This is a genomic window from Streptococcus sp. HSISS2 (assembly GCF_000448665.1).
In the GTDB taxonomy this organism is placed as follows: domain Bacteria; phylum Bacillota; class Bacilli; order Lactobacillales; family Streptococcaceae; genus Streptococcus; species Streptococcus raffinosi.
This window is the reverse complement of record NZ_CM002133.1, coordinates 272,044-295,733: the sequence shown is the minus strand read 5'-3', so window position 1 is coordinate 295,733 and position 23,690 is coordinate 272,044. Positions and strand designations below refer to the sequence as shown.

Below are 23,690 nucleotides of genomic sequence, written 5' to 3'. Positions count from 1 at the left end.
TAGGCAGCCACATCATAGAGACCAATATTTTGAGCAAAAATAGATTTTTTAGAAATCAAAGTCCGCAAAACTTCAAAATAGTGTTGAGCAGTTTCGTCATTACGGAACTTTTGTAACTGCTCTTCTTCACTAGAAAATGCCATCAAATTCGTCTCCTTCATACAAGACAAAACGGCGTGTTCTCACACGCCCTTCCGCCCTTAGCTTATTTCTTTGAATTAGCTTTCAATTGATCTTGTGTTGGTGCACCTTTCCATGCTGGAAGGTCAACCTTGTTAGAGGCATCGTAAATGGTTTGGGCAACTTCATCATTTTGGTAAGCTTTAATCAAAACTTTGATCGCATCAGCCTTATTTGATTTTTCCCAATCCTTGTTAGCTGCAATAATGTTAACCCAATCTTTCAAATCTTGACTTGGATCTTCTTGGAAGAGAGTTGTATCGTAGTTAACATTTTGTTGTTGGGCATATGAGTTGTTAACAACTGCTGCATCTACAGATGAAAGAGTTTGAGCTGTTTGTTCAGCTGCGATTTCTTTGATTTCCAATTTCTTTGGATTTTCAGAAATGTTCTTGATTGTTGCCAATTCACCTTTTTTAACATCTAATTTAATCAAACCAGCTGTTTGAAGAAGAGTCAATGCACGGCTTTCATTTGTACCATCATTAGGTACTGAGATAGTAGCTCCTTCAGGAAGATCTTTAACATCTTTGTATTTAGCTTTTCCGTTTTCAGTACCTGAGAAAAGGTGGATAGGGCTAAGAAGTGTATCTGCTGCAGCAACAACATCACCCTTGTTTTCTTTATTCCAGTTATTCAAAAAGTAAATGTGTTGGAAAGCATTGACATCGATTTCACCGTTTTTAAGGGCTTCGTTTGGTTGGTTGTAGTCCGTAAACTCTTTCAACTCAATCGTTACGCCTTTTTCTTTAGCCAATTCTTTGACCTTATCCCATACTGGTTCAGTTGCATCATCCAATGTCATGATACCAACTGTCAATGTTTTATCATCTTTAGCTGACTTGTTACCACCAGCACCACATGCAGCCAAGGCTACTGTTGAAGCGACTGCTAATCCTGCAATTCCAAGAATTTTTTAAATTTCATCATAAGCTCCTTTAAATTGTTTTAAGTGTAAAACTATTATCCCATAGGATGAGAATTGTAGCAAATTGTTTATAATTGTATGAATCTATAGTTATTAGCTATAGCCTATCCTAAATTTTATTTATAAGAAAATGCTGAGAAATATCTATCCTCAGCCTAATTTCTTATTTTTTGCTTGGTACTTTCAAAGCATCTTTAGTTGGGATATAATCTTTATTTCCAAGGAATTTTTCAGCCAATTTAGCCAAAGTACCATCCTTTTGGAGTTCTTCCAAACGTTTATTTACAAATTTTTGAAGGTCTTTTTGATTATCAGCAAACAAGAAGTAAATGTATGGTTGTTGATCAGACTTAAGTTCAATGGTCTTCAATTTTGTCAACTTATTGTTTTTGATAATTGCATTAACAGTTGGTGCATCAAAGATCTTGAAGTCGTATTTACCTTCATTTAAGTTTGTCAACATTTGTGTAATGTTTTCATTAGTGTAGTTGAGTTCAACTGGCTTATCTGAATGTTTATCATTGAATTCAGTCAATTGAGTAGCTGTTGATGTTCCTTGAACTACCTGTGTAGAGTGACCAGCGATGTCATCATACTTCTTGATTTTACTATCTTTTGGAACCGTCAAGACTGCAGGTGTTGTTCCAATTGGATATGAGAAAAGGTATTTTTGGTCACGTTCTTCTGAGTAAGAGATATTGTTCCCAGCCATTTGGTATTTAGCTGAGTCAAGACCTGTAAAGACTGAAGACCATTCTGTTTTTTGGAATTTCACTTCATACTTGTCAGAGTCTTTGAAGACCTCTTTAGCCACTTCCACATCGTAACCAGTTAATTCACCGTCTTTTTCATATGAAAATGGTGCTGTTGTTCCGACCGTTGCAAAATTAACAGTTTCTTTAGCACCAGATGATTTTGACGAAGATGTATCTGAAGATGTATCTTTTGATTTTGAAGAACATGCAGCGAGCAATGCTACTGAAGCAATGGCTACACCTGTGATTCCAAGAATTTTTTTAAGTTTCATAATTGTCTCCTTTGAGATTGATTGTTCTAATTGTAACAAAAATCACTAGTCTTAACTAATACTTAAACATAATCAAGGTGATAAGAAAATCCTATCACTCTGAAGTATCAATTGTTTGACAAAATAAAAAAGGGAGAAAACCAATAACGATTTTCTACCTTTTTACTCATTAGTAATGTGATAAGCGCTCAATCACTTGCTGATTACTGAGAACCTCCCTTGCAGGAAAGAAATCAGCCTTCCCATTCTCAAAAAGAAGAACATCTGCCTTCTCATGATGAAGATGCTTAAAGTGATGGGCTGACATGATAATGGTTTTGCCAGCCGAATGAAGCTCATGTAAGAGCTCTCTAAAAAATTCTTCATATTCTTTAGAGAGATTGTTGAAGGGTTCATCAAGAATATAGACATCTGGATTGGTTACCATAATGCTGGCAAAGGCTACTTTCTTCTTTTCACCACCAGACAATTGATAAGGCACTCGGTCCCTTAAATCGTCAATTTTAAGTAGGGTTAGGGTGTCCTCAACACGTTTTGAGACTTCTTCTTCAGTCAAACCTAACTGACGAGGCCCAAAGGCAATCTCATCATAGACCGTACTATTAAAAAGCTGACTATCTACATCTTGAAAAAGAATACCTAACCGACTATAGAAATCACGTTTTTGACGTTTGTCCTTCAACCATTCCCTGACCTCTTTCCCTAGGAAAAGAATACGGCCAGACTCTTCTTGTTTGAAGCCTGTTAATAGACTGATGAGACTCGACTTTCCAGTCCCATTTTCCCCCATCAACATCACATATTGCCCTTGTCTAATCTCCAAATCAAGACCAGCAAAGACCTTTTTTTGTTCATAGGCACAGGCCACTTGATTCAATTGAAACATCTCATCCTCCTAAAAGAATTTGTCCTAAAATTACTACCACTAGTCCAACCAAGGCAAACCAATCCTTCCATGTGAACGACCGTGATGACTTGACATACTCACCAACAAAGCAACGTGCTTCCATGGCTTGAGTGAGTTCCTCACCATAACGTATTGCTTTAAGGTAGAGAATTCCCCAGACATTGCTCCCAATTTGGAAACGGTGGTTACCACCATAGCTACGTGCTTCAATTCCTTTAAGCAAGTCCATTAATTGTTTCCCAAAAACATCAATATATTTTATGGTAATATCCAACTGGAGTAGGATAAGGTCAGGAAAATGCAGACCCTTTAGGGCAGCTAACATCTCACTTATCGTACTCGTCTCCGAATAATAGGCAATGGCCAGAGCAATCAGGGGAAGCCTTAAAAGAAAGAGGGTTTGTCCACCGCTAAATAAGAGATGAGGCAGATAAATAATTATAGGGAAGACCAATAATAAAATGGTCTTTTTTAAGGTACTAACTAAAACGGAATGGGGTAGGAAAGCCACACCAAACCCTAAGACTAAGCCTAAAATCCATAGGACTGTGAGGTTTTGACTAATCCCAACCGAAAAAAGAAACAAGAGGAGAAGTAAAACCTTAGCCGTTGGGTGAAAGATGGATGCGACTGGCACAGGATGTGTCTCAAACTTTTGGATAAGAGCTTCCAAATGGTGACGATTTCGGATAAGAAAGCTATTTTTTCCAACTTTAGTCACTGCTGGGCGTTCTTCTAGCATCCAATCTGGCAGAATCATTTTTCAACCTTTCTACCAAAAATCAAGCGATAGAGGACAAAAGAAATCAGAACAGCAGATGCTGCACTTAGGATATAACCCAAGACTTCAGGAATTCCTGTAATACTATAATCAGGGAAGATGGCGTGAAATGAGAAGCCATTTAGCATACCTTTGGGCGCTTGAGCTACCACATGATAGTGGGACAATTTTTCCACCAACTCTTGAACATCCCATTCAGCAAAAGCTGTTCCAGTGGCCAATAAACCAAGAGGGGTTAAAATAATCATCGCCAAGATAAACAACAATAAAGGACGAAGCTTTTTGACAGTCGTTTGCTTATTATTCTCAAGATTCAAACGTTCAATGAATTGTTGTACACCTGCTGTGAAAAAACCTTCTACCAGACCAATTAAGAGGTGAGTCACACCCATAACTGGAATCGTCACCGACAATGGGTAAGGATTGTAAAGAGGGTTACCACTGCTATCTTTAAAGAAAATCGGCTGAATACCAAGTAAGACAGCAACTGTCAAGGCCGCAACCACAATACCAATGTAGCCACCAAAGAAGCTTGCGATTATCTTGTTCTTGGTCCACTTTTTCAAAAGAGTATAAACAGCGTAACCTACAAATGGCATAACAACAGCCATACAAAAAGTATTAGCACCAAAAGCCAAAATACCACCGTCACCAAAGAGTAAGGCCTGCATAGCCAGAGCAACACTAACCGCTAAACAGGAGGCCCACGGACCCAATAAAATAGCAATCAATACCGCACCAACGGCGTGAGCACTCGTTCCACCTGGCGCTGGAAGGTTAAACATCATGATAAGGAAGGACAAGGAAGTCCCAATTCCCAACATAGGAATCGTTTGCTTATCTGTATCCACCTTTACCTTCACTTCTTTGACAGCCTTATACCAAATAGGCAACATCACTGCTCCCATTGCTGCACAAGTCGTAGGACTTAGGTAATTTTCAGGAATATGCATTTTTATCTCCTCATATCATTTTTTCTCAAATTTAAAGGACTTAATCCATATATTTCTTGTCTAAAATAATCAGCACAAGCATAAATCACACGACGATTATCTTCAGCAGTCTTTCCCAAGATACGTAAAACCAGACCCGGAATATCCAAGGCTGAGATAGCAAAGTCAGACTCTAGATTCAAGTCTTCTAAGTGCTTCTGCAAAGCCTTGACAAAGGCTTCATCAATAGCTGGAGACACCATTACCAAACTATTGTAATTGCGCCATCCCTCAAAATAACCAAGCTTAAACATATCTTGTTTTTGAGGCTCCAAAAGGGTCTGATCACTGTAAACAAGCTCATTATCTTGGTAAATCTGTGTCAAATTACGAAAATGATGGTATTGAAATGGTAAATCCTCGTGTGACCAGCCCGCCGTCACACCATCTGAATAAATCAAGTGAGCAGACTTATCCATATCAATACGACTGGTTTGAAAATAGCGTGATTTTAAATAAGGAATCACTTCATCAGCCATGTACTCCAAATAACTATCTTCTTCAAGTGTGATGGACGTATTCTGTTGCGTTAACTGTCCCTTTTCACACTTGTAGACATAAGTCGGTGTTTGGGTTGTCACTAGGGCATGAGCATCTTTACTAACATCAATGGTTACTTGATACTGTTCACCCTCGACAAATCCCCCACCCATATTAATGAGAAAATAGTAAGGCACACCATTGGCATCCGAATTATCCGCTGACACTCGAGAGTTACCCTCTTGGTATTTCTTATGAGAGATTGTGCGACCATTTCGATTCGAAAAACCAAGATGGACAAAACCATCATATGTTTGCGTCATCTTATAAATCCTCTAGTAGGAAATTCTTGCGAATCCATGTTTCTACTTCCTTAACATTGTCTTCATTATTCAGATTTGTGAAAATGAAAGAATCCTCGTTACGGAAATGAAGGGTGTCTTCACGCATACGGTCGAGGTTAGCTCCAACATAAGGTGCAAGGTCAGTCTTGTTAATCAAGAAGAGGTCACTCTTAATCATCCCTTGACCAGCCTTACGAGGGATTTTTTCACCCTGAGCAACGTCAATAATGTAAATAGTGAAATCAACCAAGTCAGGGCTAAATGTCGCAGCCAAGTTGTCTCCACCACTTTCAAGGAAGATAACATCCAAATCATGGTTGAAGCGTTCTTGAAGGGTTTCAATCGCTTCAAAGTTCATAGAAGCATCCTCACGAATCGCAGTATGAGGACATCCACCAGTTTCTACACCAATGATACGGTCTTCATCTAGGCTTGAATTTTTCGCCAAGAAAAGGGCGTCTTCTTTGGTATAAATATCGTTGGTAATAACCGCTAAATTTAGGTCAGACATACGTCGTGTGAGACGTTCAAGCAAAAGAGTCTTCCCTGAACCAACAGGCCCACCAACTCCAATAATTACAGTACGTTTTGTCATTGTTTTTCCTCTCAACCTTGTTGATATTTTAAGACATGAATAGGCGGAACACCTGAGTTTCATGTTTCATCTGAGCCAATTCAAGACCAGGTGTATTGGCCCCAAGGTAGGACGCATCCAGCTCTTGAATGGCTTGTGTTATGTGTTCTAATTGTGAAAAGCTACGTAAAACGATCTCTTGTCCAGCAAATTGTCCAAGGGGAATGGCACGAACAGCATTTTGAACCATAGTCGAGATAACGCTATAGCCATAAAGTGCTATGGCCTCACTGCAACCGATCCCCTTGTTGAAGACATAAAGAGCAAAGACAATAGCAGGATTGCCATAAACCTCACCCTTACGTATTTTGGACTGATAGTCATCCAATACTGGAATAGCATGTAGCCTTTGAATCAGGCGCAACATTTGCTTAGCAATCATCTTCGTTCCTTGTCTGGTTTCACGCGCTTGCGTCGAAACAGTCAAAGTCTTATCATATTGCCAAACTTGAGCCAAATCATCAGAAGTCATGGCATCATAGACTAGCTTAATCACAAGTCCTTCACCATACTTAAATTGGCTATCTAAATAAGCCTCTTGCCATTCCTCATAGCCCTTATCATCTGTTACAGTGTCTTCACGCAGATAATTTTCCATCCCAAAAGAGTGGTTAAATGATCCAATTGGAAAGGTTGAATCAACAATTTGAACAATTTCAAGATAGTCTCGCAAAGACACGTTAGCAAAAGGATTAATGTTCATGGGCAGTCAAATTCACGTGACGAAGGGGTTTGTCAAGGACCACTTCCTCAATCGTGTAGGCAATGTCTTTTTGAGTCAATACTTGCTCTACAACAGGGTCAACTTCCAAATAAATCTTGGCATCTTTCACCTCAATTGGTTTATGAGTATTCCCAAGAATATGAGCTGTAATTCCCATTTCATCCATATCTTTAGGAGAAATGACAATCAAATCCTGTGATTCAACACCAATCGCCAAAACATGATGGTCATCAATGAAAAAGGCAGAGCCATTTTGCAATTTTTGCCCCTTATCAAGACGAATACCAAATTCATTGCCGTGGTCGCTTTTCACACGAATAATTTTTTATTAAGATCATCACTTGAAAGAATGACTGTTTCAATATGATATTTATCAACATCAATATCTTTAACAAGAGCATCTACTTTTGTAAAAATCATACTTTTTCCTTTTCTATTACATTTAAAAACTGCATCAAAGTCATTTAGCGCTTTAAGAAAGCACTAAAAACGTTTTCGCCATAAAATACAAAAGAGGTTGGAGGAAAAATTCCAGCCTCATTTATATGACACTTTTTCTTAGAACAAGAAATAGCGTTGAGACAATGATGTCGTATGGATTGGTTCACAAGTAACTAATTCATCATCAATAAAGACATCAAAGGTCTGTGGGTCAATACGGATTGTTTTTGGAGCGTAATCATTAAGTTTCATATCACGCTTAGTCAAGTTACGTGTATTCTTAACCGGAAGAACAATCTTATTCAAACCAATTTCTTCCTTGATACCGTGATCATAGGCATATTGAGAAACAAATGTAAGATTTGTTTGGTGAACCGCTTGACCATAAGCACCATATAATTTACGCATGATACGAGGTTGAGGTGTTGGAAGACTTGAACCAGCATCACCCATAACACCGTAAGTTAACATACCACCCTTAAGCACCAATTTAGGTTTTGCACCAAATTGAGCTGGTTCCCAGATAACGAGGTCCGCAAATTTACCAACTTCTACAGAACCAATATAGTCTGCAATACCATTAGTGATAGCAGGGTTAATAGTATATTTAGCCACATAACGTTTGATACGGTTATTGTCGTTAAACTCTGAATCCCCTTCAAGTGGACCACGTTGAGCCTTCATCTTATCAGCTAGTTGCCAACAACGCATAGCAACCTCACCGACACGTCCCATTGCCATGGCATCAGAAGTCATGATACTAAGGGCACCCATATCGTGAAGAACATCTTCTGCAGCAACAGTTTGCTTACGAACACGTGATTCCGCAAAGGAAACATCTTCTGGAATTTTTGGATCCAAGTGGTGACAAACCATAACCATATCCAACAATTCACCAATAGCATTTGTGGTGTATGGATTGGTTGGGTTTGTTGATGATGGCAAAATATTTTCTTTACCAGCAAAAACCATGATATCTGGAGCGTGTCCACCACCTGAACCTTCGGTGTGGAAGGTGTGAACGGTACGACCTTGGAAAGACTCAAGAGTGTTTTCCATGAATCCACCTTCATTCAATGAGTCAGTGTGGACCGCAAAGGAAACATCATATTTATCCGCAACTTTAAGAGAATTATCAATTCCTGCGTAAGTTGCACCCCAGTCTTCGTGTGTCTTAATACCTGCTGCACCTGCCTTGATTTGTTCTTCAACCACTTCAGTTTCAGAACCAACACCTTTAGCGAGGAAACCAAAGTTAGCAGGCATATCGTCCACAGCTTGCAACATACGAGTAATGTGGAATTTACCTGGCGTACATGTTGTTGCATTACTTCCGTCAGCAGGACCAGTACCACCACCAAAGAGAGTTGTGATTCCATTATCCAAACCGAATTCAGGAAGGTCAGCAGAAATATAGTGTACGTGAAGGTCAATACCACCAGCAGTCACAATTAAACCTTCTGCTGCAATGGCTTCTGTACTAGCACCCACAACAAAGTCCACATTGTCCATTGTATCTGGATTACCACCACGACCGATAGCAACAATCTTACCATCACGAATACCGATATCCGCTTTAATAATCCCTGTATAGTCAATGATGGTAGCACCTGTAATAATCGTGTCCACAACTGATGGATTTTCACGTGTTTCCGTAGCACTGACACCCATACCATCACGCAAAACTTTACCACCACCGAACTTAGACTCCTGTCCATATACTGTGAAGTCTTTTTCAATGGCTGCAAAAAGATTGGTATCTCCAAGACGTACGCTATCTCCTACAGTTGGTCCATAGTGTTGAGCATATTCTTTACGATCCATTTTAAAACTCATCTATCTGCCCTCTTTCTAGTCTAAGAAACCATTGACTTTGTTATTGAAACCAAAAATACGACGTTTGCCTCCAAAGTCAATAAGTTGCACTGTTTTCGTTTCACCTGGTTCGAAACGAATGGCTGTACCTGCTGGAATATCTAGACGTTTGCCTCGTGCTTTCTCACGGTCAAATTGAAGACCAGCTTCGTTTGCTTCGTAAAAATGATAGTGAGACCCTACTTGGGCAGCACGGTCACCCACATTTTTCACTTCAAGACTAATGGCCTCATAACCACCATTATAATCAATTGGCTCACTCGCCACATGGTATTCACCTGGAATCATTACATTTTCTCCTTACTGAATAGGATCATGAACAGTAACCAATTTTGTACTGTCTGTAAAAGTAGCTTCAACTTGAATCATTGGAATCATTTCCGCAATTCCCTCCATAACATCTTCACGTGTTAAGAGATTACGAGCTTCATCCATCAATTGAGCAACCGTCTTACCTTCTCTTGCACCCTCAAGTACATAATCTGTAATCAAAGCGACTGCTTCTGGGTGATTCAATTTGATCCCTTTATCTTTACGTCGTTGAGCAATCATAGCCGCAAGACTAATCATCATTTTTTCCTGCTCACGCATTGTCAATTGCATCGTTTTTCCTCCTTAAATCAATGCTTACCACTTGCCCCAAAGCATCAAAAGCCCTGGAATCCAAGCTGTTACAATTCCTTCAAAAATAGCTAGGTAAGGAACAAATTTCCCTAGGTTCTTCTTAAGGTTAATTTCAATAAAGGCAGTTAGCCATAGAATACCCCACATGAACCAAATAATACCATACCAAGCATTACCACCATATCCAGATGTTAAGCAAAGAATCCCTGCTGGTATCGTATTAATTGCCACAAATAAACTAAACCAGCCGTACAAACGTTGATCAAAATCAAAAATCGTATTGATAGCTGAATAAAGATAGGTAAAAGCAAACAAAAGACCTGTGGCACTACCATAAAACCAGTCAGCACCTTTTCCTGTGCAGGCCCCATAAGCAATGACAATAATATTGAGAATCAATCCCAAACCACCTGTAAAGATATTCATGACAACATTTGATTTGTCGGGAATCCCTTCCAAGCGATGAAATCCATTACTCATTAAAACCATGCCAACATAGAGTAGGATGACACCTAACATAAGAACCTCCTAAATTCTTTTTATGTTAATATCATACTACTTTGACAACACATGTCAACGAATTTTCAGAATTTTTGCAACATCACTGTAGGCCTCAATCTCACATAAAATGTCAAAAAATAGCGTCACTTTTGACCATCATTTGACCATCAAGTAAAATGATTCCTTGTACTATTTCGGTTGAAAGTGGATAAACCATTTATAAATTAGGCAAACACTTTTTTCGAATGAGAAAGATACTGCCAATCATCAGCCAGATTCTATCATCTCGTGTGAGAAAAATTTTTATGGTGGCGTTTTATTCCTCTCTCCTTCTCTAGTCCTAAGTCCATAGACCTATTTTTAGTAATTTTACGGTTACGTAACAATTATCTTCATTTTTTATGATAAAGTCTTCTTTGGATTTAAAATCTAAAGGAGAATTATGATGGAAACAAATAACTGCAATACCGATTTACAGGTAGTCTCTCAGGAGTATCCCTACGAAGAGGAAAGTCTGCAAACCAAAACAAAAAAACTCTTGAAACATCTTTCACCAAGAGACATCTGGAAACTCAAGAGCTTGATTATCAGTTTACTTGTCGCCTGCTTCCTCTATGTTACTTACCTTACCAATTTTTCTTTCGCCTTACCGGCAATAATTGTACTCATAATGACTGTCGAACTTGGCTGTCGTTTACTGGCAGGAAAAGAAAAGAGAGGAATGCGTCTTGAATCAGGAATATTTATGACTACTAGCCTCCTACAAGGTCTGCAAATAAGTCTTTGGGGACTACACGACAGTTGGGAAAGTGCTCAAATGCTCTGCCTTCATGCCAGTTTTTACTTTATTTAATGGCACGAACTGGACAAAGTAGCCAGGATAGACTGGGAATTATGGTTTGGATAGACCTCATCTACACTAGCTGCCTCTTTCCTCTGAAATATTTTTTCCTTGGAGTTTTTACACTCCCCTATAAAACAAGACCTAAGCAAGAACTTTCTACAGAAGAGCGACACAACCGCCAGCTCCATAAGGGGATGATTTTAGTTAGTATTTTTGTAGCCTTGATACTTACTGTATTTGCTGCCAGCCAGCTCAGTCAGGTATTACCTGCTTTCGGACAACTTTGGAAACAAGTTTTCCAGACACTTGCTACTTTGTTTAACTTCAACATTCACTTCGAAAACAGTGGCCTAATCATCTTCCGTTTGCTTTCAAGTATTCCTCTAGCTTTGGGACTTTTTGCCCAACTGGCTGCAGTCTATTTAGCCAAGGATAAGCCACTCAGTCAAACTCAACTTGAAACTAGTCTCAAAAAGACCCGTCTTTTCCCAAAACTGGCAGCTTATATTGTGATTGGAAGTCTCTGCTTCACTTATGCCCTATTTTTACTCACTGCCACAAGTCAAATGGGAGAACTCCTTTCTCTCAACCAAGTCAATATCCCAGCCCACCAAGCCTCACATATGGCTGTTCAGGGCTTCTGGCAATTGGTTCGCGTTTCTATTCTAAATTTTGGTGTCTTAGTGGGACTCTATCTTTACTCAAAAGAAAATATCTTTAACCACAAAGGACTCCGTTGGATTAGTACGCTACTCTTTACTTTTACTAGCCTCTTTGCCCTTATCGCTGGTTGGAAACTCTTTGGGGTCTATATTGCACTTTATGGCATTACACCACGTCGCTTACTGTCAGGATGGTTTGTGACCGTGCTCTTCGTTTGGTGTATTCTTACGCTTATTAGACTTTATAAACCCATTCAAACAACTCGTCTAGCCATCTTTTATGTGACTATCAGCTTTACCCTCGTTAGCCTCTTAGGTAGCTTTATTTTATAAGAAAAAGGAGTGAAACTAGATTTCCTAGTCTCACCCCTTTTTTCATTGGAGTTATTTTGAATTTCTTGTTGGGAAGGCGTACATTACCCAGAGAGCTACCGTTAAAGGAGTTGCCTTTAAAACTATCCAAGCAACATTAAAATCAGCATCACGTAGACGACGAATCTGAATTGCAATCGTAGGAAGTGCCGTTGCTGCTATGAATAAAATGAAAGCCGTCAATGTAAAGCCAGCAGCTTTTGTTTGCCCAAGTAAGTCCATCAGTAGGAAAATCAAGCTACCGATAACGCCGTTAATCAAGACTACCCACCAATAGTCTGATCGTTTTGTACGACCATAAAAATCGAGATAGCCTAACCAAAAATTTTTATATGCCTCTAACATGTTTACACCTCTTAGTATGATGTTAACAGTATACTATAGAAACTTTATAGGTGCAAGATGTGAAATGTTAGACTTCTTAAGTTTTTTCATATAAGTAAGGAAATTTTTTAAATAAACTGAAACGGATTGAAAATAGGACTATCTCCTTCGACCTGTCCGTTAGTCATGGTCACTATGCGACTAACATGCTGACGGACACTGGCTCGGTGAGCAATGAAAATCACTGTTCGTTTCATTTTAGCAAGATTAGTCAACACCCTGTTCTCTGTATCACTATCTAGACCGCTTGTCGCTTCATCAAAAATCAAGATAGGTTGTTTAGACAAGAGAGCCCTTGCTATCGCTAACCTCTGTTTTTGACCACCAGAGAGGCCTCCATCTTCAGATACTTGGGTCTGAAAGCCTAGTGGCATTTTTTGAATATCGTCTAAGATATCAGCTTGTTGGCAAACTTTAAGAAGTTTTCTCTCATCAACTTCTCCTTCAAATCCTAATAGCAGATTTTCTAAAATGGTTCCCGTAAACACATAGGTTTGCTGGGGACATAGGTTACCAATTGACGTAACTCTGCATGGCTAATGGCACTTTTATCCAGACAAACATGTCCAGAAGACCTTGTATAATAGCCCGACAAAATTTTAGCCAAAGTTGTTTTTCCAGACCCACTCTGCCCCATGAGAGCAATCTTCTCACCCTTGTTAATGGTCAAATCAACATCACTAAGAGTCTCTTGCTGATAACTGAAACGATGGCTAACACCTCTGAGAGTTAATTGCTTAAAGGATAAATCCTTGAGTTTTCCCTTTTCTTCCTTATCTACAACATAAACTTCCTGAAGACGATTATTGGCTACCTTGGCCTGCTGAATTTTGGATTGGAGATTGATAATATTAATTAAAGGAGTTGTAAAATAATTCAGCAACATATTATAGGTAATCAACTGACCAGCAGATAGCTGTCCTTCCATGACCAATTGCGCTCCATACCAGAGGATAAAGACATTGGAAACTAGCTGAACCCCAGTCTTTAAACCATCTTGTGTTAATTGCCACTTGGCCTTAGACAAGGACTTCTTCAAGTAGTCATGGAATTTCACCTCAATTTCTCGATAACGTCTCTCTTCAACTCTTAAAGATTTTAGCGTTTCAATACCTCTCAAATCATCAATAACCGCAATATTGACTCGACTGTTTGCCTCCATCAACTGATAATTTTCCTTCTCAAAAAGCTTATAGAAAGCTAGAATAATCAAAACATAGAGAGGTACTACAGTTAAAGTCATCGCAAAAAGCGAAGGGTTTTGTAAAATGAGAGCCACGGCTAGAGTCATCACAATGGTCACATCTAAGAAAATCGATAAAATGGTTGAAGCCAGGGCATCGATAATGGTGTTGGCATCTCCAAAACGTGACGTGATTTCCCCAGTACGACGTGAACTAAAGAAACTAATGGGCAAAGAAAGCACATGCTTGATATAAGGAAGGATGACCGCAATGGACAAGTAATTACCCAATCGATGCAATAGATAATCTTTGAAGAAAGTAAAAACTTGTTGAGCTAGATAAGCGATACACAGGCCTAGAGAAATCATGGTCAGAAGAGCATAGTCTTCTTGAGGAATCAAGCGGTCAATAATAGATTGCAAATAATAAGAACCAATAATATTAACAAGCGTCACTAGAAAACTCAGCAAAACAATGACTGCTATCAATCCCTTACGACGAAATAAAATTGGTAAGAATGAAAGGAGACCAGGTACCTCTTCCTTATATTTGATGTAGGTTTCTCCTGGTTCAAAAAATAGAGCAACCCCTGTCCATTCCTTAGCAAACTCCTCAAGTGACTTTTTAATGACCTTCTTGCTAGGATCTGGATCACCAACAACGACCTGACCCTTGGCTTGACCAAACACCGTATAATAATGTTGAAGACCACCATCCTTGACCACATGTGCAATAAAAGGATAAGATAGATTTTCTTGTTTAAACAAGTCTAAATCCGCACGAATAGCTTGCGTTTCAAGACCCAACTGCTTGGCTGCTTCAACCAAGCCAAGCGCAGAAGTGCCTTCACGAGAAGTCTGAGCCAACTCCCTCAAGTAAGCCAAACTATAAGATGAACCATAGTTTTTAAGAATCATGGCCAAGGCAGCTACACCACAATCACGCTGATCAACCTGAGAAATATATGGATATTTTGACATGGTGACTCCTATTTAATAATAAATAATGAAGAATGGTGCTGCTGCAATAAGTAATACTAAAAATTTTCTTAAGTTTTTCAAAATTAAACTCCTTAATATTTTTATTAACTATATGATAAACGTTTAACTATAAAAAAAGTAGTGACATAAATGTCACTACGCAGTTGTTTACAAACCATCTGCCGCTTTCTCTGCTCGAGTCTTTTCTTCCAAAACGGAATCTTCTAAAACCGACGCAAACATTATAGCCTTATCATAGTTTTCAGCAGCTTTTTTCTTGTTTCCATTATGTATAAGCTCATACTTAGCTTCTAAAATATAGACACCTGGTTTGTAACTATGAAACTGTGATTTTTCTATGACAGCTAAAAGTTTATCTATTACTGTTAAGAAATCTGAGAAGGACTCATGAGAAATCTTTAAAGCAGCTATAGCCATCAAATCATTAAATAAGGCAATATTATAAGCATCATCCGTTGGAATGTTTTGCTTTAATACTCTACCTGCTATTCTGTCAAAAATCTTTTTATCATACTGCTTTCTCCCATAAAGATGATAGAAATAATAATCAATAACTAACAAATCATTAGTTGAAAACTTCTTCTTTCTTTTGACTTGTTCAAACAAATCTTCATAGATTTCTTCGACTTTAGGTCTCTCCTCCCAACTGGTAAAACTCAATATATTTTCGAGAATATCTAGAGTCAATAGTTCCTCTTCTGGAAGAATATCAAAGAATTGATCATACACATCTTCAATAAGATCCAACTTCTGTTTAACTCTCTCCTTATCTCCGTACGTTGGGAACTTTATTAAACGATTTTTCATCTCATAGTAAGTATCAGGAATTTCAATCCTGTCATGATCCAATAAGTCAGCCATGCTTTTTCCCAGACGTTTTGCTATGTAGGATAATTTATCCAAAGAAGGGAGAGACTCTCCTTTTTCAATACGAATTAACTGGCGAACGGTCAACTCCTTACCATCTAAACAGAGTACTTCACGTGACATCTGTTGACTTTCACGCTCAGTTTTTATTCTTAATCCGATACTGTTCTTAATACTCAATAAAATCTCCTTTATTCAATTCAAAAGCTTAAGGCTATTATATCACAATTGTAATGTAATTGACATATAGTTAGTATTTTTAATGTATCGATAATTCATATGATCTTTAAGAAATACGGACCTGTATCGTTGCCTTAATAATGAGTCAAAGGTTGGAAACATCTGTTCCAACCTCTTGATGCTATTTCTGTTTACTTTGGAACCGCCATTCAAAGCGAATACGGTCGTAAGTCGGGTAAATAGCATTCAGTAAACCAAATGCCAAGGTAAAACCGGCCAAAACATCTGTAGGATAGTGAACCCCCACGTAAATACGGGAAAGTCCGACGAGCGCAATTAGAAGCCCCGTAACAATATAAATGACTACTTTTGCTCCTTTTTTAGCCAGACGCTGAGCAAGGACAATAGCAATCGCACCAAGAATCATGAAGGTTCCCAGGGAGTGGCCACTAGGAAAAGAATAACCACCAGCATGGACCAAATGCGTAATTGATGGACGTGGGCGTTGGTAAATATATTTCAGACTTACAATCATGATACTAGCGAGAACGCCACTGGTTCCCACAAAGATAGCTTCAGATTTGTACTGGTTTAAATAAAGCCAAATTACAGCTACAATTGCAATAATGGCCTGAACAGGTGTGTTCCCAAGGACCGTAACCGCCTTAAAAAAATGCGTCAGTCCTGTTGGCAAATCTCCTCGAACCCAGGTCTGGATGCTGCTATCAAATCCTGTCAAGGCTTCAGGGTAGAACTTGACCATGTAACCGAGAGCAACAAATAGTAAGAGGGCAAAAGAAGTATAAATATAATGTATTTGTTTGTGTTTCATATTTATAATTTTACTAGAATTGACTTAAGCGGAGCATAAATCAGAGCAAAGACTACTGCAAAAATCAAACCTTGAAGCAAATTAAAAGGTACAACCATAGTAAAAAGGTATTTATAAAGTCCTATGAATTGTCCAATATCGAAATTAGCAAATTTAGCATAGAGTGGTACTGCATAAATGTAGTTGAGGACAACCATGGCAAGTGTAAGAGCTAGTGTTCCTACAACTGAACCAAGAATAAAATTCTTACTTGTTTGGTTTTTCTTCCAGAAATAGCTAAGTCCCCAAACAAAGAATCCTAAAGCAATAAAATTCATAGGAAGTCCAATTATTGAACCTGGACCCCCATTGTTTAGCAAAAGCTTCAGCAATGAACGCAACAAGAGAACGCCAATAGCACTCTTAAAATCAAAGATGACTAAGGCAATCAGAACAGGAAGGATTGAAAAATCAACCTTCAAAAAATCTGCTGCCGGAATCAATGGAAATGAAAAATAAAGCAACAAGAATGAAATTGCGGATAAAATAGCGATATAAGCCAATTTACGTGTGTTTGTCATAAAAAAATTCCTCCAAATTTGAACAATTTGAAAGAAGTTCCCAATGGATTTGCCTATGCCAAAAAAGCCTACGCAAAAAGACTGGTCTTCTTCCATCCAGACTGTACTGTCGGTTGAGGAATCACACCTCATCAGCTTGCGCTCGCGGACTTATCTAAGATTACTATCAATACCATTAATGTCTAAAATCCTCCAAAAGCTGACGAGCCATCTAGAGAATCTCTTTCAATTAGGTCCTAACAGTAGATTATAGAATCACCACCGGTCGGGAGTTTCACCCTGCCCTGAAGACCTTTTAAGAGTAACATAAAAAACCTTGGTGACAAGGTTTTGGAATTATGGATTTCTAATCTATTGATAACCATTAACTATATACTCTTGGTATGGAGATAAGGCTGTTTATTTTAATTTGTCATGCTGATAACGGTGACTCAATTCCAACCCCTCGAACTGCTGCTGACGAAGAGCCTCATAAACAATCATGCAAACCGTATTTGATACATTAAGACTACGGACATGTTCATCATTCATCGGAATACGGATAGCTTTTTCAACATGCTCACGCATAAATTCCTCGGGTAGACCCGTATCTTCACGTCCAAACATAAAGTAGTGGTCCTTGCCATCATCATAGGCCTCATCAGAATAAGTTTTATCCGCAAACTTCGTAACTAAATGTAAACGTCCTTGCTGATTTTTAGCCATAAAATCAGCTAAATTATCGTAATAGGTAATATCGAGTTTATCCCAGTAGTCTAAGCCTGCACGTTTCATTTTCTTGTCATCAATTGGAAAACCCATTGGTCGAATAATATGAAGAGGGCTATTAGTCGCTGCACAGGTACGGGCAATATTCCCTGTGTTTTGTGGGATACGAGGCTCAAACAAGACAATGTGATTACGTGACATAGCAATTCTCCTAGACATAAAAAATACCATGTCGCCCGGAGTCAAGCTCAGCAGACGACATGGTTGTGGACGTTCATTAGCTTAAATCATGACAGGTTAGATTTAAAATAACGAATCTTTAAACACTATTTTAGCACTATTGTTATAAAAGTCAATACTATTGACAGAAAAAATTATTATTTGTGATCTTATCATCTAATTTTCATAGGAATCACTTATAAAGGCCTGAAAAGGATGATTTTTCAGCCAAAATAGAGTATCATAGAAGTGATTATTTGGAGGTAACTCATGCGTATTATTGTCGTAGGTGCCGGTAAAGTCGGTGCCGCACTCTGTCGTTCTCTTGTCGAAGAGAAGCACGATGTTATTTTAATTGAACAGAAGGAAGATGTCCTTAAACGCCTCATCAAGCGCTACGATATTATGGGCTTTGCCGGTAATGGCGCCAACTTCAAAATTTTAGAACAAGCCGAGGTCAATAATTGTGATGTTTTTATTGCAATGACTGACAAAGATGAAGTAAACATGATTTCAGCGGTTCTGGCCAAACAAATGGGGGCTAAAGAAACCATCGTTCGTGTTCGTAACCCAGAATATTCCAATGCTTATTTCAAAGACAAAAACTTCCTTGGATTCTCAGCGGTAGTTAACCCCGAACTGCTAGCAGCTCGGTATATCGCCAATACGGTTGAATTTCCGAATGCTTTATCGGTCGAGACTTTTGCTAATGGGCGCGTCATTCTTATGGCCTTTAAAGTCACCGAAAACAGTCAATTATCTGGCATGAGCCTTGAACAATTCCGGAAGAAATTTAGTAACATTTTGGTTTGTACGATTGATCGTAAAAATGAACTCATCATTCCAGATGGGAATGCCACCATTCAAGTTGGCGATAAGATCTATGTAACTGGGAAACGTGTTGACATGGCACTTTTCCACAGCTACATCAAATCAAAAAGCATTAAAAATCTTATGTTAATTGGTGCTGGACGTATCTCCTACTATTTGCTCAATATCTTGAAAAACACTCGTATTAAGGTCAAATTGATTGAGCAGAAAATGGATCGAGCACAAACTTTTAGTCAGGTCTTCCCAGAAGTTTCTGTCATTCTGGGAGATGGTACTGCCAAAGACCTTCTTCTTGAGGAAAGTGCTGCTAGTTATGATGCGGTAGCTACGCTCACTGGGGTAGACGAAGAAAACATCATTACCTCTATGTTCCTTGAGAGTCTTGGTATTCATAAAAACATTACCAAGGTTAACCGTACCAGTCTTTTAGAGATTATCGATACACGTGAGACTTCAACAATTGTCACACCTAAGAGTATTGCCGTTGATACTGTCATGCACTTTGTCCGTGGACGCTATAATGCCAAAGATTCTAGTCTTGATGCTCTTCACCATGTGGCAAATGGTCGCATCGAAACCTTGCAATTTCAAATCAAGGAAAATAACCAAATTGCCGGTATGAAGCTTTCTGACATTGATTTCGCTAACGGTGTTCTTATCGCCGCTATCATCCGTAATGGAAAAGCGATTTTCCCTACTGGTGAGGATAGACTGGCTTATGGTGATAAAATCGTGGTCGTTACCCTCTTGCAAAACGTGACTCACATTTACGACTTGTTAAAGAGGTAAGCTGCCATGAATAGATCTATTGTCCGTTTTCTTATTTCAAAACTTCTGCTTATTGAAGCTGGTCTCTTAGTTGTACCACTTATCGTTGCCCTTATTTACCATGAGGATGCTAAGGTATTTGCTAGTATTTTGGGGACGATGGGGATACTTCTCCTCCTTGGTGGTATTGGCTCTCTCTTTAAACCAAAAAATTACCATATTTACACAAAAGAAGGAATGCTCATTGTAGCCCTCTGTTGGGTACTTTGGTCCTTCTTTGGAGGCTTACCATTTGTTTTCGCTGGGCAAATCCCAAGTGTTATTGATGCTTTCTTCGAAATGAGCTCGGGTTTCACAACCACAGGAGCTACAATTCTCACTGACACTGGGGTCCTGACACACTCTCTTCTCTTCTGGCGAAGCTTCGCCCACTTAATTGGAGGGATGGGGGTATTGGTTTTTGCATTAGCTATCATGAACAACAGTAAAAATGGTCACCATGAGGTTATGCGTGCAGAGGTCCCTGGCCCAGTCTTTGGTAAGGTTGTTGCCAAGCTGAAAAATACAGCTCAGATTCTGTACATCATCTATCTGGTCATGTTTGTGATTTTTGCTATGATTCTATGGATTTGTGGTATGCCACTCTTTGATAGTATTATCATTGCTATGGGAGGTGCTGGTACCGGTGGTTTTGCAGTCTACAATGACTCTATCGCTCACTATCATAGCGACTTGATTACCTATGTGGTTACAGTTGGTACCCTTCTTTTTGGGGTTAACTTCAACCTTTATTTCTATATTTTGCTGCGCAAAGTCAAATTCTTCTTCCAAGATGAAGAATTACGTACTTATTTTGCAATTGTTGCAATCTCAACAGGTTTAATCGTCCTCAATATTTTTGGTATCTACCACAATTTGGCTGATTCGTTTAAATACTCATTCTTTGAAGTGTCAACCATCATCACAACCACTGGTTTTGGTCTAACAGATATTACCAATTGGCCTCTATTTTCTCAGTATCTCCTGCTCACCTTGATGTTTATTGGGGGATCAGCAGGTTCTACGGCTGGTGGTTTCAAGGTTATCCGTGCAATGATTATTGCTAAAATTGCTCGTAATCAAACCCTTGCAAGTCTTTATCCTAACAGAATCCTTTCCCTTCACATTAATGGAAGCGTTCTTGATAAAGAAACACAACATAGTGTCCTTAAATACTTAGCTGTATATGTATTTATTATGCTAGGTCTAGTAGCCATTCTGTCATTGGATAATCAAAATCTTTTAGTCGTGACAAGCGCTGCTGCTTCAACCTTCAACAACATTGGACCATTACTAGGAACCAGTGATAGCTTCGCTATTTTTAGTCCTTTGTCTAAGCTTATCATGGGATTTGCTATGATTGCTGGACGCTTGGAAATTTATCCTGTATTGCTCCTATTCCTACCAAAAACTTGGTCAAAAATTTAAGCATAAAAGAACTCCTTTGGATTACTTATCCAAAGGAGTTTTATGACGTTTTAGGCTAAAATAATCTGGAACCGGATCCTCTCCAGTTTCTGAAAAAGGGTGACATCGTAAGATACGAGCAATACCCATAAGAACACCTTTTAAACCATGTTTTTCAATGGCTTGAATCATGTAAACCGAACAGGTTGGACGAAAGCGACAAGACGGTGGAAAGAGGGGAGAAATCCATCTCTGATAGGCCATAACCAGAACAATCAGAAACCTCTTTATCATTTAACCTTGTTAACAGCAGCGTTATGAAGCTGACTGATTTCTTTTTTATTGAGACAACGTGATTCACCTGGACGAAGGCCTGTCAAATCAAGAGTCCCAAAACGGGTACGTGACAACTTATCAACAAGCAAGCCCACTGACTCAAACATTTTCTTAACCTGGTGGTTACGGCCTTCATGAATGGTTAATTCAACAACTGAACGGTTCTTTTCATGATCAACCTTAACAATATTGTAACGTGCTGGCTTGGTTTTCTTACCGTCAATCACCACACCACGAGTTAAAGGACGAAGATTTTCCTTGGTCGCAATGCCTTTCACACGCGCCAAATAAACCTTGTCAATCTCATTACGTGGGTGAATCATTTTATCAGTAAAGTCACCATCATTAGTCAAGATAAGAAGGCCCGTCGTATCCCAGTCAAGGCGACCGACTGGATAAATACGTTCCTTAACATGAGGCATAAGATCAATAACCGTCTTACGATCCTTTTCATCAGATACTGAAGAGATGACCCCACGTGGTTTGTTCAGAAGATAGTAAACTTTTTCCTCATTGTAAATAGGACTGCCATTGACTTCAACAGTATCACCGTTTTTGACAATTGTTGCCAATTCCGTAACTGTCTTGCCATTTAGGGTCACACGACCTTCTTTTATGAGTTCCTCAGCCTTACGACGACTAGCCACACCAGCGTGGGCAATATATTTATTAATACGCATTCTTTTTCTGCAGCTTTTGCGCTGTATCCTTTCTACCTAGCATCTCTGCTATGTTCCTTTAGCTTTTGGTAATCAAACTTTACCAAATCTCAAGCTTGATTATCGAAATCCACATGTTCTTCCAAATCTTCTTCCTTAAAGAGACTGGTTTCCTGATCCTCGAGTTCTAGTTGGTCGATAGCCACCAATTCATCCAAACTGTTAATTCCCATATAGTCTAGAAAATAATCCGTCGTCGCATAAAGGTTAGGGCGACCAACAGCATCTTTTTTACCAGCTTCTCGTACCAAATCGAAAGCCTGAAGCTTAGTAATGGCGCCACTGGAATTAACACCCCGAATAGCATCAACCTCAGCACGAGTAATAGGCTGTTTATAAGCAATTATAGAAAGAACTTCAAGGCTCGCTCGAGAGAGACTTTGGTTAATTGGCGTTTTTGAGTACTCACGAAGAAGACTTGCAAAGCCTGCCTTAGTCACTAGCTTGTAAGTATTTGAGGACTCCAATAAACAAAGAGCTGAATCCTCATCTGCCTCATACTTTGCCTGCAATTTTTCCAAGGACTGAGTAAGTCCCGTAACTGGCATTTCCAAAAGCTGTGCCATAGTACGTAGACTGAGTCCATCTTCACCAGCCACAAAAAGTAGGGCTTCTAATCGTGCTAAGTGGCTACTCATTCGTCCATTCCTTTCTTAGTGTGATTGTTCCAAAAATGGTTTCCTGCTGTACCGAAATGCGATGTACCTTAATCAATTCAAGGGTTGCTAAAAAGAGGGTAATCACTTGGTTCATATCCTTAGCATCTGTGAAAAGATCTGCTAGAATCAACTCATTTTTAGCACTAAAGGCCTCCTCAATAACCAACATCATGTCTTCAATCTTATAATCATCACGCACAATGGTCGTGTGATTTCGACGAATCTCCTCCTGCTTTTCCGCCATAATCTTTGAAAAAGCCAAGAAAATATCTTGAATAGTCTTGTCCTGATTAAGGGACACATCTTCATAAACCAATTCAACCTTTGGCTTTGAAAAATATTGGGCTCGCTCTTCATGTTGTTTGGCAAGCTCTTGACTAGCCGTCTTAAAGCGGGCATACTCTTCCAATTGACTCAAGAGCTCAAGCTCCGGATCATCCGCTTCGGGCTCAGACTCTACAACTGTCGGCAAAAGCTTGCGACTCTTAATTAGCATGAGTTGACTGGCCATGAGCATATATTCACCAGCAACCTCGAGCTTCATTGCCTGCAAGGTTGCCAGATAAGCCAAATATTGCTCAATGACATCAACAATGGGAACATCGTAAATGTCTACTTCATATTTAGAAACCAGGTGGAGCAACAAATCCAGTGGCCCCTCTAAAAATCTTTTTAACTTT

Annotated in this window: 25 protein-coding genes, 3 pseudogenes and 1 riboswitch; of the genes and pseudogenes, 4 read left to right on the top strand and 24 right to left on the bottom strand. The window is 39.1% G+C overall.

Going from position 1 to position 23,690, the window contains the following annotated elements:
- From HSISS2_RS10600 to HSISS2_RS01445, 14 genes and pseudogenes are all read right to left on the bottom strand, one after another.
- Nucleotides 1–143, bottom strand: a pseudogene (locus HSISS2_RS10600) (peptidase M20); the annotation flags it as partial.
- Between the two features lie 62 nt (nt 144–205).
- Nucleotides 206–1,093, bottom strand: a complete 888-nt coding sequence (locus tag HSISS2_RS01505; RefSeq protein ID WP_042766891.1) for a MetQ/NlpA family ABC transporter substrate-binding protein — start codon at nt 1,091–1,093, stop codon at nt 206–208.
- A gap of 178 nt (nt 1,094–1,271) precedes the next feature.
- Nucleotides 1,272–2,135 (bottom strand): amino acid ABC transporter substrate-binding protein, encoded by an 864-nt coding sequence (locus HSISS2_RS01500; protein WP_021145022.1) that lies wholly within the window; start codon nt 2,133–2,135, stop codon nt 1,272–1,274.
- Between the two features lie 169 nt (nt 2,136–2,304).
- A complete protein-coding gene (locus HSISS2_RS01495) occupies nt 2,305–3,021 on the bottom strand; it encodes an energy-coupling factor ABC transporter ATP-binding protein (protein WP_021145021.1) in 717 nt (238 codons plus the stop codon).
- Between the two features lies 1 nt (nt 3,022).
- On the bottom strand, nt 3,023–3,802 hold the full coding sequence (locus HSISS2_RS01490) for an energy-coupling factor transporter transmembrane component T (protein WP_021145020.1): 780 nt from the start codon (nt 3,800–3,802) through the stop codon (nt 3,023–3,025).
- The gene (cbiM, locus tag HSISS2_RS01485; protein ID WP_021145019.1) at nt 3,799–4,776 is read right to left on the bottom strand and encodes a cobalt transporter CbiM; all 978 of its coding nucleotides are present in this window, start codon (nt 4,774–4,776) and stop codon (nt 3,799–3,801) included. The genes HSISS2_RS01490 and cbiM overlap by 4 nt, the downstream gene beginning before the upstream one ends.
- A gap of 2 nt (nt 4,777–4,778) precedes the next feature.
- On the bottom strand, nt 4,779–5,618 hold the full coding sequence (locus HSISS2_RS01480) for an urease accessory protein UreD (RefSeq protein ID WP_021145018.1): 840 nt from the start codon (nt 5,616–5,618) through the stop codon (nt 4,779–4,781).
- 1 nt (nt 5,619) lies between these two features.
- Nucleotides 5,620–6,234, bottom strand: a complete 615-nt coding sequence (ureG, locus tag HSISS2_RS01475; protein ID WP_002889216.1) for an urease accessory protein UreG — start codon at nt 6,232–6,234, stop codon at nt 5,620–5,622.
- Nucleotides 6,235–6,262: 28 nt separating this feature from the next.
- Nucleotides 6,263–6,976: an urease accessory protein UreF gene (locus HSISS2_RS01470; RefSeq protein ID WP_021145017.1), complete on the bottom strand. Its 714-nt coding sequence runs from the start codon at nt 6,974–6,976 to the stop codon at nt 6,263–6,265.
- Nucleotides 6,966–7,417 (bottom strand): annotated as a pseudogene (gene ureE / locus HSISS2_RS01465) (urease accessory protein UreE). Before ureE ends, HSISS2_RS01470 begins: the two are co-directional and overlap by 11 nt.
- Before the next feature lie 138 nt (nt 7,418–7,555).
- The gene (gene ureC / locus HSISS2_RS01460) at nt 7,556–9,274 is read right to left on the bottom strand and encodes an urease subunit alpha (RefSeq protein WP_002889219.1); all 1,719 of its coding nucleotides are present in this window, start codon (nt 9,272–9,274) and stop codon (nt 7,556–7,558) included.
- 15 nt (nt 9,275–9,289) lie between these two features.
- Complete coding sequence (locus HSISS2_RS01455; RefSeq protein WP_002886559.1) at nt 9,290–9,601, bottom strand: urease subunit beta; 312 nt, start codon at nt 9,599–9,601, stop codon at nt 9,290–9,292.
- A gap of 12 nt (nt 9,602–9,613) precedes the next feature.
- Nucleotides 9,614–9,916: an urease subunit gamma gene (locus HSISS2_RS01450; protein WP_002886558.1), complete on the bottom strand. Its 303-nt coding sequence runs from the start codon at nt 9,914–9,916 to the stop codon at nt 9,614–9,616.
- Nucleotides 9,917–9,940: 24 nt separating this feature from the next.
- The gene (locus HSISS2_RS01445) at nt 9,941–10,456 is read right to left on the bottom strand and encodes an AmiS/UreI family transporter (RefSeq protein WP_021145014.1); all 516 of its coding nucleotides are present in this window, start codon (nt 10,454–10,456) and stop codon (nt 9,941–9,943) included.
- A gap of 424 nt (nt 10,457–10,880) precedes the next feature.
- Here HSISS2_RS01445 and HSISS2_RS11590 point away from each other — a divergent pair, with 424 nt between their 5' ends.
- Both HSISS2_RS11590 and HSISS2_RS01440 read left to right on the top strand, forming a co-directional pair.
- The gene (locus tag HSISS2_RS11590) at nt 10,881–11,291 is read left to right on the top strand and encodes a hypothetical protein (RefSeq protein WP_240472037.1); all 411 of its coding nucleotides are present in this window, start codon (nt 10,881–10,883) and stop codon (nt 11,289–11,291) included.
- A gap of 41 nt (nt 11,292–11,332) precedes the next feature.
- Nucleotides 11,333–12,277, top strand: a complete 945-nt coding sequence (locus HSISS2_RS01440; RefSeq protein ID WP_021145013.1) for a DUF4153 domain-containing protein — start codon at nt 11,333–11,335, stop codon at nt 12,275–12,277.
- A gap of 51 nt (nt 12,278–12,328) precedes the next feature.
- Here HSISS2_RS01440 and HSISS2_RS01435 read toward each other — a convergent pair whose 3' ends face one another.
- From HSISS2_RS01435 to HSISS2_RS01405, 6 genes and pseudogenes are all read right to left on the bottom strand, one after another.
- A complete protein-coding gene (locus HSISS2_RS01435) occupies nt 12,329–12,661 on the bottom strand; it encodes a DUF805 domain-containing protein (RefSeq protein WP_008535848.1) in 333 nt (110 codons plus the stop codon).
- Between the two features lie 107 nt (nt 12,662–12,768).
- A pseudogene (locus HSISS2_RS01425) lies at nt 12,769–14,801 on the bottom strand (peptide cleavage/export ABC transporter).
- Between the two features lie 231 nt (nt 14,802–15,032).
- The gene (locus tag HSISS2_RS01420; protein WP_021145009.1) at nt 15,033–15,932 is read right to left on the bottom strand and encodes a helix-turn-helix domain-containing protein; all 900 of its coding nucleotides are present in this window, start codon (nt 15,930–15,932) and stop codon (nt 15,033–15,035) included.
- A 181-nt stretch (nt 15,933–16,113) separates the two neighbouring features.
- Entirely contained in the window at nt 16,114–16,764 is a 651-nt protein-coding gene (locus HSISS2_RS01415) for a phosphatase PAP2 family protein (RefSeq protein WP_042766889.1), read from the bottom strand.
- 2 nt (nt 16,765–16,766) lie between these two features.
- Nucleotides 16,767–17,324 (bottom strand): ECF transporter S component, encoded by a 558-nt coding sequence (locus HSISS2_RS01410; RefSeq protein WP_021145007.1) that lies wholly within the window; start codon nt 17,322–17,324, stop codon nt 16,767–16,769.
- Nucleotides 17,325–17,404: 80 nt separating this feature from the next.
- Nucleotides 17,405–17,620, bottom strand: a riboswitch (FMN riboswitch).
- A gap of 103 nt (nt 17,621–17,723) precedes the next feature.
- Entirely contained in the window at nt 17,724–18,233 is a 510-nt protein-coding gene (locus tag HSISS2_RS01405; RefSeq protein ID WP_021145006.1) for a tRNA (cytidine(34)-2'-O)-methyltransferase, read from the bottom strand.
- A gap of 288 nt (nt 18,234–18,521) precedes the next feature.
- On the opposite strand from HSISS2_RS01405, the gene trkA reads away from it, so the two are divergent.
- Nucleotides 18,522–19,871 carry a Trk system potassium transporter TrkA gene (gene trkA, locus HSISS2_RS01400; protein ID WP_021145005.1) on the top strand — a complete coding sequence of 450 codons (1,350 nt, stop codon included), beginning with the start codon at nt 18,522–18,524 and terminating at the stop codon, nt 19,869–19,871.
- A gap of 6 nt (nt 19,872–19,877) precedes the next feature.
- Entirely contained in the window at nt 19,878–21,317 is a 1,440-nt protein-coding gene (locus HSISS2_RS01395; RefSeq protein WP_021145004.1) for a TrkH family potassium uptake protein, read from the top strand.
- A gap of 21 nt (nt 21,318–21,338) precedes the next feature.
- Here the strand turns inward: HSISS2_RS01395 and yidD are convergent, their stop codons facing one another.
- The 4 genes from yidD to HSISS2_RS01375 form a co-directional block, all read right to left on the bottom strand.
- Entirely contained in the window at nt 21,339–21,590 is a 252-nt protein-coding gene (gene yidD / locus HSISS2_RS01390; protein WP_042766886.1) for a membrane protein insertion efficiency factor YidD, read from the bottom strand.
- Entirely contained in the window at nt 21,587–22,312 is a 726-nt protein-coding gene (locus HSISS2_RS01385) for a pseudouridine synthase (RefSeq protein WP_021145002.1), read from the bottom strand. Before HSISS2_RS01385 ends, yidD begins: the two co-directional genes overlap by 4 nt.
- An 89-nt stretch (nt 22,313–22,401) precedes the next feature.
- Entirely contained in the window at nt 22,402–22,989 is a 588-nt protein-coding gene (gene scpB / locus HSISS2_RS01380; RefSeq protein WP_021145001.1) for an SMC-Scp complex subunit ScpB, read from the bottom strand.
- Nucleotides 22,982–23,690 (bottom strand): segregation/condensation protein A (locus HSISS2_RS01375; RefSeq protein WP_042766884.1); only part of this gene is annotated, 709 nt, incomplete at its 5' end. The genes scpB and HSISS2_RS01375, both read right to left, overlap by 8 nt.